The sequence below is a fragment of the Brevibacterium sp. genome (assembly GCF_022712115.1).
GTDB lineage: Bacteria > Actinomycetota > Actinomycetes > Actinomycetales > Brevibacteriaceae > Brevibacterium > Brevibacterium salitolerans.
Window position 1 is genome coordinate 1 of sequence record NZ_JALAHB010000103.1, and the last position, 12,924, is coordinate 12,924.

Genomic DNA, 12,924 nt, shown 5'->3' on the forward strand with positions numbered 1-12,924 from the left:
CGCCGCAGCCGCGCAGTCGTCCCCCTCCGCGCAGACGTCCCCCGCCTCCCGCGGCAGGCTCCGCACGCCGGAGGTCGCCGCGATCTCCGTGGGCTTCATGGGTCCCGTCATGGCGATGAGCCTCAACGGGATCGGCGTTGCGGACCTCACCGGCACGTCCGTGCCCTTCACCTTTCTCGTCTCCTTCCTCGGCACGATGTTCGTGGCCTACGCCTTCATCCGGCTCACCGGCTTCGTCACCCATGCGGGCTCCGTCTACGCGCTCTCCGGCACCACCATGGGACCTCGGGCGGGATTCTTCGGAGGGTTCGCGCTCCTGGGCACCTACCTCTTCTTCGCCGCGTGCATCGCCGGTGCCTGTGCGGTGTTCTTCCAGGCGATGGCGGCGGAGCTGGGCCTCCCGTTCGCCGACTCCCTCTGGGTCCTCATCCCCCTCGTCGTCGCGGTGTTCGTCCTGTGGCTCAACCTGCGCGAGTCCACGGTGACGGCGCGGACGCTGCTGGCGATCGGGCTGGTGGGCGTGCTCGCGATGGTGGTCCTGGGCGTGGTCATCATCGTCCGCGTCGCCTCGGGCTCCGCCCCGGTGTCCACGGGAGTCGACCTCTCCACCCTGCTCCCGGGCGACGCGCCGGTCTCCGCGATCATGACGGCCTCCGTGTTCGGCTTCCTCTCCTGGGCGGGATTCGAATCGGGCACCTCCCTCTCCGAGGACGCGCGTGAGCCCAAGCGGACCATCCCCCGCGCACTCCTGGGCGCGGTGGTCCTCGCCGGGATCCTCTACACGTTCGTCATGTTCGCCCAGACCATCGGCTTCGGCACGGACGAGGCCGGCGTCGCGGCCTTCGCCGGCGCCTCCTCCACGCTCACTGCGCTCTCGTCCACGTACATCGGCTCGTGGTTCGCGGTGCTCATCTCCGTCATCGCCTTCCTCGTGGCGTTCGCCTCGCTGCTGTCCTCCACCGCGGCGGCATCGCGACTGCTCTTCGCGCTCGCCCGCGACGGGTTCGGGCCCAAGGCCTTCGCGCGCACCCACCCCCGCACGGGCGTCCCGGGACCCGCCGTTCTCTTCGTCGTCGTCACCACCGTCGTGCTCGCCTGCGGCACCGGCGTGCTGGGGGCCACATCCGTGGACGTCTACTACTGGTATGCGACCATCGCCACGCTCTGCATGGTGGTGGCGTACGGGATGACGTCCGTGGGGGTGATCCGATTCGTGCTCAACTCCGGCCGCCGCATCCCGTACTGGGAGCTCGTCTTCCCCGTGCTCGGTCTCGTCTACCTCGTGTTCGTGTACGTGGTGCAGGTGATCGGCCAGGAGGCGCCCTACACCTGGTTCCCGTGGATGGCCGGGGCATGGTGCCTCATCGGCCTCGTCATCGTCCTCGCCCGCCCGGCGCTGGCGGAGCGCATCGGCGCCCGCCTCACGCAGGAGGAGCTGGAATGACGAGCCGCAACGCCCTGACCGGTGCCGGATTCCCCCACCCGGATCTGTACACACGCGATTCCGCCGCCGTCGCCTGCTCGGAGCATCTGCGGTTCTTCCCGCTCGAGGTCGACCGCGCCGCAGGCGCGACGATGACGGCACCGTCCGGGCGAGAGCTCATCGACCTCTCCGCGGGATGGGGTGCCGCGGTGCTGGGATACGCACACCCCGCTGTCACCGAGGCCGTCTCCCGCACCGTGAGACGCATGCCCGGGGTGGGCGTGCTGTCCTCGACCAACCCGCTCAGCGTCGAACTCGCCGAACGCCTCCTCGCCGATGTCCCCGGCAGGGATGCCGAACGTGCGGTGCACCTGGGCCTGGCCGGCTCCGACGCGAACTCCGCGGCGCTGCGGGCGATCCGCGCGTGGGCGGGACCGGAGCGACCCGGCATCCTCGTGTTCGAGAACTCCTACCACGGCGGGCTGGGCCCGGCGCAGCACGTCTCCGGGTTCGCGGCGGCCGGCGGGGTTCCGCTCGATCCCGGAGTGGAACAGGTCCCGTACGGCGACGCGAATGCCGCCGAGGCCGCGCTGGAGTCCCGGCGCTTCGCGGCGATCGTGGTGGAGCCGATCATGGCCGACGGCGGCCTCGTCATCCCCGCACCGGATTTCCTCCCGAGGCTGCGCGAGGCCTGCGACCGCACCGGCACCCTGCTCATGGTCGACGAGGTCAAGGTCGGTATGGGACGAACCGGATCCCTGCTGGCCAGCAGCTTCGACGGCGTGGCCGCAGACGTTGTCACCCTGGGCAAGGGCCTGGGCGGCGGTATGCCCCTCTCCGCCGCGCTCGCACCCCGCGCGGTCTGGGACTCGGCACCCGGAGCCTCACTGCTGACGACAGCGGGCAACCCGGTCTGCGCAGCAGCGGGTCTGGCAGTGCTCGGGGCGATCGAGGAGGATGGGCTCCTCGCGCACGCCGCCGCTCTGGGCACCGTGTTGGAAACCGCGCTGACGGAGCTCCGGGAGCGCCACCCGCTCATCGCAGACGTCCGCAGCCGCGGACTGATCGCAGGGATAGAGCTTCGTTCGTCCGCCGCAGAGGGAGGGCGTCCCGCCGGCCGGGAGACCGCCGGCGCACTGCGCCGCGCGTTCGAGCTGGGTGCCGTCGCCTACCCCGTGGGTCCGGACTCGAATGTCATCGAGCTGACCCCCGCCCTGGTCATCACGGAGAGGCAGCTTCGGGACGGTCTCGATGTCCTCGACGCCGCGCTGACGGACGTGGAGGCCGGAGAGGTCGACTGCGACGCGGCGGCCGCGTTCGGCGGGTGGTGAGACGGGCTCCGCCCGCTCAGCCTTCCCGGAGCATCTCCGCCGCGGCGAGGTAGCCGGCGGCCATCGCCTGCGCCACCCGCCGCACATCGTCATCACCGGGGAGGAAGTCCGCGGTGTGCAGACCCGCGGCCGCACCCGTCCCCACGAACATCATGAGCGAGGGGGCCTGCGCTCCGTAGAAGGAGAAGTCGTCCGCACCCAGCGAACGCAGGGTGTCCGAGATCTCGAAGCCGCGCGCGGCCAGCTCCCTCCCCGCCAGCGCGGCGAGTTCCGGGTGGTTCTCCAGCACCGGCTCCCCCGAGGTCACCGTCACCTGTGCGCGGCAGCCGTGTGCCGCGGCCACCCCCACCGCCACCTCCTCGAGCTGCCTGCGCAGCAGTGCTCGGGTCTCGGTGTCGAGTGCGCGCAGAGTCCCGGAGACGCGTGCCGTGCCGGGAATGACGTTCGCCGCCGTGCCCGCCTCGATGGAGGACACGCCCAGCACCGCTGCGCGCATGGGATCCACCCGGCGGCTGACCACCGTCTGCAGAGCAACCACCACCTGTGCCGTCGCGAGCACGGGATCCTCGGCCAGATGCGGGTACGCCGCATGACCGGGCGAACCGGTGACCTCGATGACGAACTCGTCCGCGGCCGCGTTCACCCCGCCGGGAACGCAGGCGACCACATCGCGGGCGAGAGTCGGCTGGAGGTGCGCGCCGATCATCGCCGCGCACTCCTGTGCGCCCAGCACCCCCGACGCCATGATGTCCTCGGCGCCGGAGGGATAGGTCTCCTCACGGGGCTGGAGCACGGCCAGCAGCGGGACCGGGGCCCCGGCCTCGGCGACGGCGTGTGCGAGCGCCACGAGGGCGGCGAGGTGCACGTCGTGCCCACAGGCGTGCATGACCCCCGGGACCTGCGACTGCCACTCGACCCCCGTCGTCTCCGTGACCGGCAGCGCGTCGAGCTCACCCCGGATGCCCACGGGCCGGCCGGGTCCGCCCAGGCGCAGCACCGCCCCGGTCTCCGCGACCTCCGTCCGTGAGGCCCGCATGGCCTCGGGCAGGGCTGCGGCCACGGCATCGCGGGTGCGTGACTCCTCGCCGGAGACCTCGGGCATGCGGTGGAGCTCGTGCCGCAGCCGCACGGCGGCGGGAATGTGATTCTCCAGCGCGTTCCAGAGCCTCACGGCACGGCTGTCCTCACTCTGCACGGACGCCCTCCAGGCCGTACACCCGCACGGCGTTGTCACGGCCCACCATGCGCAGGATGCGCGCGGCCTCGGCCGCGGGCCAGTCCCCGTTCTCCACCCACTCGCTCATGACGGCGGCCGTCGCACGGCGCCACAGGAGCGAGCCCAGGTAGTGCAGCTCCGGCGGCCCCCAGGCATCGGAGGAGAAGAGGAGCTTGCTGAAGGGCGTGAGCTCCATGGACTCGGAGACGATCTGGCGGCAGGCCGCACCGGAGTAGTTGATCCCCAGCCCCACGTCGCAGTACACGTGCGGGAACACCTGGGCGAGATAGCCGGCGTGGCGGTGGAAGGGATAGCAGTGCAGGAGCATGATGCTGCTGCCGGTGTGCTCCACCTCGCGCAGCCAGTTCGTGAGCAGCAGCGGGTCGCAGCGGTGCAGGTCGAGGTCCGGATCACCGTAGCCGGAGTGCAGCTGGACGGGGAGCCCCGTGTCGCAGGCGACGTGGAGCAGCCAGCGCAGCAGGACCGGGTCGTCGACGCGGAGCGGGACGTCGTCCTCCGCGTCAGAGGACCTGCCGCCGAGCCACCGCTGCGCGGCCTCACGGATCTCGCAGGCGCCGGGCCGGGCGGGGTCGAAGTCGAAGCCGTAGCGGTAGGCGATGATCGACTTCCAGCCGGCGGCGTGCTGAGCCGCGTGCTTCACCGCCGCCTCGAACCGCTCCTGCAGATCCGCCGCCGAGGCGCCCGCCGCCACCTCCTCCAGCAGGGCCTCGAGCCGGACGATCTCATGCGTGCGGCCGCTCAGCTCTGCGTCCATGCGCTCCAGCGACCAGATGGCGTCCGTGCCGAACCCGGTGTCGACCACCCAGTCGGAGACCCCGGCACGCTCGAGGAAGATGTGCGCCAGCTGCGCTGCGGTGTGCTCGCTTCTCCGCGCGAGGTAGTCCTCCGGGCTCGCACCGGCGGGCAGGCCCAGCAGGGGCGCGCAGTGCTGGCGGACGGCGAAGCCCACCTGGGAGTCGAACACGGTGGTGCCGGCGGGGATCTCCCGGTCCGATTCGGTCAGCAGCATCTCGAGTTCGCGACGGGTCACGTCGTGGGCGAGTGGGCCGTGGACGTGGTGATCCACGAGCGGAACGTCCATGGCGGCGGCGAGGAGAGAGGGATCAGTAGGCATCGGCGACCTTTGCGCAGATCTCGGCAGGGGTGAGCCCCTGCACGGCCAGTGTCTCGGAACGACGGATGTCCAGGAAGGTCCGGAGCAGGTCCGGGTGGAACCAGCCTGCGGCGGTCTCGTCCGCCACGAGGGCCGCGACCGCCTCCTCGACGCTGGCGGGGAGGCGGGGCACTCCCGCGAGCTGGTCCTCGGTGGTCTCCTCCGGCCAGATGACCGGGGACTCGTAGTCGCGCTGGAAGCCCTCCAGGCCCGCGCGGACCAGGGCGCCCAGGACAATCCAGGGGTTCGAGGTGGCATCGGCGGCGCGGAACTCGAGGTTGAGCTGCCTCCGGGGATCCCCGCCGCCCAGCTCCGAGGTGGGGCAGATGCGCAGCAGCGCCTCGCGATTGTGCTCGGCGAGGTAGGCACCGCCCACGCTCCAGGTGTGCGGGGCCAGCCGCTGGTACGAGGACGGACTGCTGGCGCTCAGGGCGGTGAGCGCACCCGCGTGGCGGATCACTCCGGCGGCGAAGCGGAGGCCCTCGCGGGAGAGCTGCGCGGGCGCGGAGGGATCGAAGAGGACCGGGGCGCCCGTCTGCGCATCGCGGAGCGAGAGGTGGACGTGCACCCCGTTGCCGCCGGAGCCGGGGGCGGAGAGCGGAGCGAAGGTGACGCTGCGCTCGTGGCGCGCGGCGAGATCGCGGACGAGGTCCCGCACCAGGATGGCCCGGTCCGCTGCGACCAGACCGGGTGCCGGTTCGAGGGTGATCTCGTACTGCTGCGCACCGTACTCCGGCAGCCAGTTCTCCGGCTGGAGGCCCACAGTGTCGAGAAGTTCGACGAGCTCGGTGCCGAACGGCTCCGCCTCCCGGAAGCGGCGCAGGGAGAAGGGAGAGGTGGACGGAGCGTCCCGCAGTGTGAACTCGTGTTCGAAGGAGGCCACCACCTCCAGGCCCGTCGCCTCCGTGAAGTCCGCCAGCGCCCTGCGGGCGAAGGTGCGCGGGCAGCCGCCCCATTCGCCGCCGTCCGGCAGGCGCTGCTCGGCCAGGAGGAGGCGGAGATCGGGCCTGCCGTGACCGGCCGGGATGTCGATCCCGGTGGTCAGGTCCGGGATCAGCCGGAGATCGCCCGAGGCGCCGAACACGTTCTCCTCCGCGATCTCGCCGAACGAGTTGATGGCGAGGTTGGCCGGCACCCAGCCCACGCCTCGGCGGAGGGCTCTGGTCGTCTCCGCTGACGGCACCGACCGTCCTCGTGTGTGTCCGACCAGGTCGTTGATGGCGATGAAGGTCAGCGCTGGAAGGGTCATGGTTCCTCACCGAGGTCTGCACGTGCTGGGCCGGGCTCGCAGCACTGGGCGGGGCGGCGTGACGGTGCGCACCCTGTTCTTACAGAGCAGACCTTCGCGCCAGTTCTTGTAACGAACATTACACGGCGAGGCTCAGGGAAGCTCGGACTGTCCCTCGAACTGCGCCACCCTGTCCATGCCGGCGTCGCCGAGGATCTCCGTCACGCCGGCGACCAGGCTCTCCGCCACGGCGGTCGCGGGCACGAGCGAGTCGAAGGGCGAGGCGTTGTCCACGTGGACGGGGAGCACGTGCGCGGCGAACTCGGCGATGGGCGAGAGCCAGTTGTCCGTCATGAGGCAGACGGTCGCCCCGCGCGCGTGCATCTCGTGCGCGAGCTCGCGGCTGGTCTCCGTGTAGCGCCGGTAGTCGAAGACGAGGAGCACGGTGCTGTGCGAGGTCGCCAGCACCGCCCCGCGCCGGGCGATGCCCTCCGGCGGCAGCATCTGCACACCGGCGCGGAGGAGCTGGAGATGGAGGACCAGGTACTCGGCCAGCAGACCGGAGAAGCGTCCGCCCACCACGAGAACCTGCTTGGACGGATCCGCCAGGAGGGCGGCGACGGCGGCGAACTCCGAGGGCGGCACCTCCGCATAGGAGGCGGTGAGCAGCGAGGAGAAGGACTCCCCCATCTTCTCCAGCACCCCGGGGCCCGCCCCCATGCCGCGTTTGGCCTCGTACTGCAGCAGCGGGGAGCCGAGCGCATTGAGTTCGGCGACCAGCGCCCGCTGCAGTTCCGGGAAGCCGGAGCAGCCGAGGCGGGCGGCGAACCGCAGGACGGTGGGAGCGCTCACGCCGGCCTCCTGGGCGAGGGCCGCCACCGTGGTGAGACCGGCGCCCGGGTACCGCGCGAGGAGGGCGCGCGCCACTTTGCGCTCCGCGTTGCTCAGATCCGCCATGGACTCCTGGACGCGGGCACGGATGGAGGGTGTGGGAGAGTCCGGGGCGGGCATGACTCCGATGATATACGCGGGGGCGGAGAGGAACGGTGCACGGCAGGCGGGGAGCGTGTGCCGGTGAACCGACGTTCCAGACCTGCCACGCGAGACCGCCCTGCGCGTGGTCGCACCGGCCTAGGTTGTGGACATGAGACGCATCATCGCTCCCTTCGCCCTCGGCCTCGGCCTCGTTCTGGCCGGCTGCGCCTCCCCGTCGCCATCGGCGGGAGACGCGAGAGCGCCGGAGTATTCCGCAGGCTCGGAAGGCGCAGCGGGCTCAGACGGCGCGCAGGACAGCGGCGCACAGGGCGGCGGAGCGCAGGACGCAGAACCCGAGGAGTCCGAGAGCGACCGCCAGGTCGTCTCCACGGGTGACATGCAGGTGATCACGGAGAATCCCGCCGAGGCGGCCGACGACATCGCCGGGCACGGTGAGTCTCGCGGCGGTTTCGTGGAGAGCCGTGACGAACGGACCGACCGTGGCGGCGAAGCCACCGTGGTGGTCACGCTGCGCGTCCCCGCCGAGGCGTTCGAGCAGCTGATGGCCGATGTCAGCGAGAGCGGCGAGGTGGTGCAGCGGAGCCAGAATGCGGAGGACGTGACCGGAGCCGTCCGCGATCTCGATGCGCGCATCCATGCGCTGGAGATCTCCACGGAGCGGCTGGAGGACATCATGGCCGAGGCCGACACCAGTGCCGATCTGCTCGAGGCGGAAGCGGGGCTGAGCGAACGGCAGGGTGAGCTGGAGGAGTACGTCGCCCAGCGCAAGGACCTGGAGGACCAGGTGTCGATGTCCACCCTCCGGGTCGAGCTGCGCGAAACGGAGAGGGCGGACGATTCGGGCGAACTCACCGGCTGGCTCAACGATGTGCGGACCACGCTGCTGCACTCCGCAGGCGGACTGGTGGTGGTCCTCGCAGCGTTCCTGCCGTGGCTGGCAGTGCTCGGCATTCCTGCCTACCTGCTCGTCCGCTGGCTCCGCAAGCGCCAGCGCTCACGCCGCCGAGGCCCCGGCTCCCAGAACCCCGGCTCCCAGAACCAGCCGGGTGCAGCGACGGTCGGGCCGGACACGGACGACGAGGCCAGAAGCGCTGCGGAAGCAACAGAGAGCCTCGCAGAAGGCGAGAAGGACTCCACGGGCCCAGGACCGCGCGGCTGAACGGCCCTCAGCCCGCCACCGCTTCGCAGAGCATCCACGCCTCACCGCGAGTCGCGCAAGAGAACGTCCAAGACACGCGGCGCGAAGTAGCGCTTCCTGTACGCACCTGGATCCACTACGGACAGAATGCCCGGGTCGACCAACTGCGTGACGATGCGAGAGGCACCGCTCGCTGCCAGAGCAAGCTCGTCCTTCACGGTTGCAACGGTGAAAGTCGGGTTCGCCACTGCAATGTCCACCACAGCCAGCGCATTCTGAGAGCGGAATCCGGCAGTCACCACCTCCTCCCTCAGTTGCGCCTGCACCTCGACGAGGTCGAGCATCTGCGTGTGGGTTCTGCTGGCTGCCTGCGCCAGACCAGCGGCGAAGAAGCGGATGTAGCTGTCCCAGTCCCCCGCAGCACTGACAGCCATCAGCGCCGCGTAGTACTCCCTGCGGCGCGCTTCAAACCACGGCGAAACAGTCAGCGTGGGTTCCGAGAGTGCACCCGTCATCGTCAACTGCAGCACGATGAGCAGTCGCCCCACCCGCCCGTTGCCGTCACGGAAGGGATGCAGCGTCTCGAACTGGTAATGCGACATCGCCGCAGCCACGACCGGATCGATGGTGCCCGCATGATCGTCGCGCATCCATGCGACCAAGTCTTCGATGCCATCTGTGAGCAGGGGACCCGGAGGAGCCGGCACGAACTCCGCCGCGTGGATCCGATGACCGCTGACAGGAGCATCTTCTCGGATGCCGATCACGACCTGGCTGTCTCGGATCGTTCCGGACACGGCCTCCAGCGGCGTCGTCGTCATGAGGATTCCCTGCAGCTCCGCCAGGAATGTGACGGTCAGCGGGTAGCCATCCGCCAATGCGTCGGATGCCGCATTGGCCATGTGCACGTAGTTGAGGATCTCAGTGAGCTCCAGCGACCGCGGTCCGCCGGCATCTGCAGTCAGCACCTCTCCCAGCGGCGCATACGTTCCCTCGAGAGCTGAAGTGTTCTGAGCCTCGCGCTGCAGCGCAGGCGTGCGCAGCAGCGCGGGGTTGGGGAGACGCTTGGCAGTGCTGTCCAGCGCTGCGAGCGCTGCTCGAGCCTCAGCCACCTGCAGAAACGTCACTGGACTGAGTTCCGGCATTTCTGCGCCCAGCGGAGCAGGCACGAATGCTTTGTGCTTCCACCCCGAGTCCAGCTCCTCACCAGGGCCGGCGATGTCGACCAGCCGCCCGTTGGCCTCCGGTCCCAAGCGTGCGATGTCCACATCTCCACGACACGGCCCGTTGTGTGGAGATGTCACCCAACATTTCCACACAACTGCCACTTGTGTGGAAGTGTTTCCCCGCATCTCCACACAACAGCCACGTGTGTGGAGATGCGTCGTGGCCGGCAACTGTGTGCAGGACGCGCCCCGTCACCGCACGCAAAGCGGAACGGCTACACGCCCGCGGACACAGCCGCAGCGCCCGCCTTCCTGTTCGTCGCGGCGATCACCGCGGCAACCACGAGCGCCACGACGGTGATCGCGCCCCAGATGCCCACCACCGCCCAGGAGGCTCCGGCGATGACGAGGATCGGTGCGAAGGTCACGGCGGTCACCTCCACGGGCACCACGGGCAGGTAGGCGAGGGAGAAGTCCTCGAGGGTGCGGGACGTGAGCTTGGGATCCACGATCCGCAGGAGAGCCATGCCGGTGGCGACCGCGCCGGTCGCCCATCCCCAGGTGAAGAGCTGCCGCTCGAACCAGCCGTCCGTCATCACGCGCGGGGCGATGAACTGGCCCAGGAACAGGCAGAGCGCCAGTCCCACGACGAACAGGATGACGAGGGCGACCCAGTTGTCGGCGACGAGGCTGGGGACGACGGAGGCGATGCCACAGACCATGAGCAGGTCCGTGGAGAGGCCGGAGATCGAGTTCATGGAGTCCCGGTCGATGAAGCGGGTGGTGCGGGTGGCGACGAGCAGGCCGCGCAGCACCAGGCCCACGATGAAGGCGATGGAGAAGAGCGGGAACGAGACCGCCGGGACCAGCTCGCCCAGCACCTGGTTCACGCCGTAGGCGGCAGCGGAGACCGCAGCGATGATGCTCGCCTGGAAGGTGAGGGACTCGATGGTGCCGCCAGAGAACATGTGCGTACCGATAGGCGGCCGCTCCTCGCGCTGGTCGAGCACACCCGTGCGGAGGTCGTCCGGGATCTGCTGCACGCCCGCGAACTCCTGGGCATGGCCTCGGGCGGCTCCGATCTTCGCCTGGACGATCCCGCCGATGACGCCCACGAGGAGGCCCACCGTCGCCGAGGTGAACGCGAGCGACTGCACCGTGGGGTCTCCCGCGTCCGCGAAGGCCGTGCCGAGTGCCGCGGCGGAGCCGAATCCTCCGGCCCAGCCCGCGAACAGCAGGAGGCCCATGTGGTCCGGCGCGCCCAGCAGAGGCCCGAGGAGAGCGAGGACCAGAAGCATGCCGATCGCGGTCTGGGCCGCGTAGATGAGCACACCGTAGCTGGCGAAGCCGGCGACGTTCCGACCGATCTTGAGGATGTTGAAGTCGCTGGAGAGCGCCAGACAGGCGAAGACGAAGACGATGAGCAGCGAGGTGTAGGTTCCCAGCTGGTCGGAGAACGGCAGCCAGCCCAGCACATTGGGTCCCAGGAGGAGTGCGGCGAAGCCGGCGATGACTCCCGCCGGGATCATCATCGACTGCAGGAATCTGACCCGGGCGCGGAGGATGGTCCCCACCGCCAGCAGTGCGCCGATCATTCCGGCATCGACCAGGAGGGCCCAGGGGCTGAACTCACTCGTCTCCATCTATCGTCTCCCTTCGAACACTTCGGGACGCGCGGGATCACCGCGCATGAACAGGCGCGGGACGCCGCGCACGGGTGCTGCGGGGAGACCCCGCAGGAGGCGGGCCGCAGATGGGCCCAGGACAGCCTGAGGGGTACGGGGGTGCAGGGGCAAGTCGAGCGGGACAGGCAGCGGGAGAGCAGATCCCACCGCGCTCATGACGAACCGCTCCCTTCCCGGAAGATGCACACACTGCGCACGTGCATTGCGTGATCTGCGCTTCACGTGGCAGACTCGGAACAGCCTGGCAAGCGGCCTCGTACCGTCACACACACGGTGACGCGTGAGATGTCGCAGTCCCGGCGCCTTCTCTTCGGACTGCACATTTCGCGCAAGGAAGCCGACCATGACACAGAACAGCGTGGACCCCGCCCCGGCACAGGCCTCGGCGCACACCACCGCGGACCCGTACCGGCTCGACCCCCAGGACGTCATCGAGCCGCCCACCACGTTCGCGGGCAGGCTCAGGTACCTGGGCCCGGGCCTCATCATCTCCGCGGCGGTGATCGGCTCCGGCGAACTCATCACCACCACCGCGCTGGGCGCCAAGGCCGGATTCATCCTGCTGTGGCTCGTCATCATCTCCACCGCCATCAAGGTGTGGGTGCAGCTGGAGCTCGCCCAGTGGACGATCCTCAGCGGCAAGCCCGCACTGGAGGGCTACGCGAGCGTCGGCCCGCGCCTCATCGGCCGCGCCGGCTGGATCAATCTCCTCTGGATCCTCATGGACTTCGCGAAGGTGCTGCAGCGCGGCGGCATCATCGGCGGTGCCGTGGCCGCACTGAGCATCATGTTCCCCGTCGTCGGCGAACCTCTGGGCACCCCGTCCCTCGTCTTCTGGACGGTCGTGGCACTCACCGTGGTCATCTCTCTCCTGGTGACCAACAAGTACGGCATCGTCGAGAAGTTCTCCGTCGCCGCCGTCATCATCTTCACCCTCTCCACGGTGGGCCTCGCCCTCTCCCTGCCGTTCACGGACTTCGCCTTCACCGGCGGAGACATCATGAGCGGGCTGAGCTTCGCCATCCCCGCGGGCACCCTGGGCTTCGCCGTCGCCATGTTCGGCATCACCGGCGTGGGCGCGGATGAGATGACCACGTACACCTACTGGTGCCTCGAGAAGGGATACGCGCGCTACACGGGACCGGACGACGGCTCCGCCGAACGCGCCCGCCGCGCCCACGGCTGGATCTCCGTCATGCGCACGGACGTCCTCGTCTCCTGGATCATCTCCACCGTCTGCACGATGTCCTTCTACGTGATCGGCGCGGCCATCCTCCACCCGCAGGACCTCGTGCCGGAGGGCAACGAGATGATCACCACCCTGTCCGTCATGTACACCTCCGTGATGGGCGAGCCCGGCCACTGGATCTTCCTCATCGGCGCGTTCGCCGTGCTGTTCTCCACCTTCATCGCCTCCACCGCGAGCGTGCCCCGCCTGTGGACCAACACCGTCTCCCTCCTGGGAGCCTTCGACTGGCACGACCTCGCCACGCGCACGCGCATCATCCGCGTCCTCACGGTGGCCTTCCCCGTCATCTGGGCGCTGAGCTTCCTCGTCATCCAGTCC

At 69.8% G+C, this 12,924-nt stretch carries 10 protein-coding genes; 4 read left to right on the forward strand and 6 right to left on the reverse strand.

Going from position 1 to position 12,924, the window contains the following annotated elements:
- The coding region (locus Q0A33_RS06110) for an APC family permease (protein ID WP_291794476.1) at positions 1-1,444 on the forward strand (1,444 nt) is incomplete at its 5' end.
- Positions 1,441-2,754, forward strand: a complete 1,314-nt coding sequence (locus Q0A33_RS06115; protein ID WP_291794478.1) for an aminotransferase class III-fold pyridoxal phosphate-dependent enzyme — start codon at positions 1,441-1,443, stop codon at positions 2,752-2,754. The genes Q0A33_RS06110 and Q0A33_RS06115, both read left to right, overlap by 4 nt.
- Before the next feature lie 16 nt (positions 2,755-2,770).
- Here Q0A33_RS06115 and Q0A33_RS06120 read toward each other — a convergent pair whose 3' ends face one another.
- From Q0A33_RS06120 to Q0A33_RS06135, 4 genes are all read right to left on the reverse strand, one after another.
- On the reverse strand, positions 2,771-3,925 hold the full coding sequence (locus Q0A33_RS06120) for an amidohydrolase (protein WP_291794480.1): 1,155 nt from the start codon (positions 3,923-3,925) through the stop codon (positions 2,771-2,773).
- Positions 3,926-3,938: 13 nt separating this feature from the next.
- Positions 3,939-5,105 (reverse strand): amidohydrolase family protein, encoded by a 1,167-nt coding sequence (locus tag Q0A33_RS06125; RefSeq protein WP_291794482.1) that lies wholly within the window; start codon positions 5,103-5,105, stop codon positions 3,939-3,941.
- A complete protein-coding gene (locus Q0A33_RS06130; protein ID WP_291794484.1) occupies positions 5,095-6,393 on the reverse strand; it encodes a glutamine synthetase family protein in 1,299 nt (432 codons plus the stop codon). The genes Q0A33_RS06125 and Q0A33_RS06130 overlap by 11 nt, the downstream gene beginning before the upstream one ends.
- A gap of 132 nt (positions 6,394-6,525) precedes the next feature.
- Complete coding sequence (locus tag Q0A33_RS06135) at positions 6,526-7,383, reverse strand: MurR/RpiR family transcriptional regulator (RefSeq protein ID WP_291794486.1); 858 nt, start codon at positions 7,381-7,383, stop codon at positions 6,526-6,528.
- A 133-nt stretch (positions 7,384-7,516) separates the two neighbouring features.
- Between Q0A33_RS06135 and Q0A33_RS06140 the strand changes: the two genes are divergently transcribed.
- On the forward strand, positions 7,517-8,527 hold the full coding sequence (locus Q0A33_RS06140) for a DUF4349 domain-containing protein (RefSeq protein WP_291794488.1): 1,011 nt from the start codon (positions 7,517-7,519) through the stop codon (positions 8,525-8,527).
- Positions 8,528-8,568: 41 nt separating this feature from the next.
- Here the strand turns inward: Q0A33_RS06140 and Q0A33_RS06145 are convergent, their stop codons facing one another.
- Positions 8,569-9,774 (reverse strand): Fic family protein, encoded by a 1,206-nt coding sequence (locus tag Q0A33_RS06145; protein WP_291794490.1) that lies wholly within the window; start codon positions 9,772-9,774, stop codon positions 8,569-8,571.
- 173 nt (positions 9,775-9,947) lie between these two features.
- Positions 9,948-11,315 carry a sodium:glutamate symporter gene (locus Q0A33_RS06150; protein ID WP_291794492.1) on the reverse strand — a complete coding sequence of 456 codons (1,368 nt, stop codon included), beginning with the start codon at positions 11,313-11,315 and terminating at the stop codon, positions 9,948-9,950.
- 385 nt (positions 11,316-11,700) lie between these two features.
- On the opposite strand from Q0A33_RS06150, the gene Q0A33_RS06155 reads away from it, so the two are divergent.
- Positions 11,701-12,924 (forward strand): Nramp family divalent metal transporter (locus Q0A33_RS06155; RefSeq protein WP_291794494.1); only part of this gene is annotated, 1,224 nt, incomplete at its 3' end.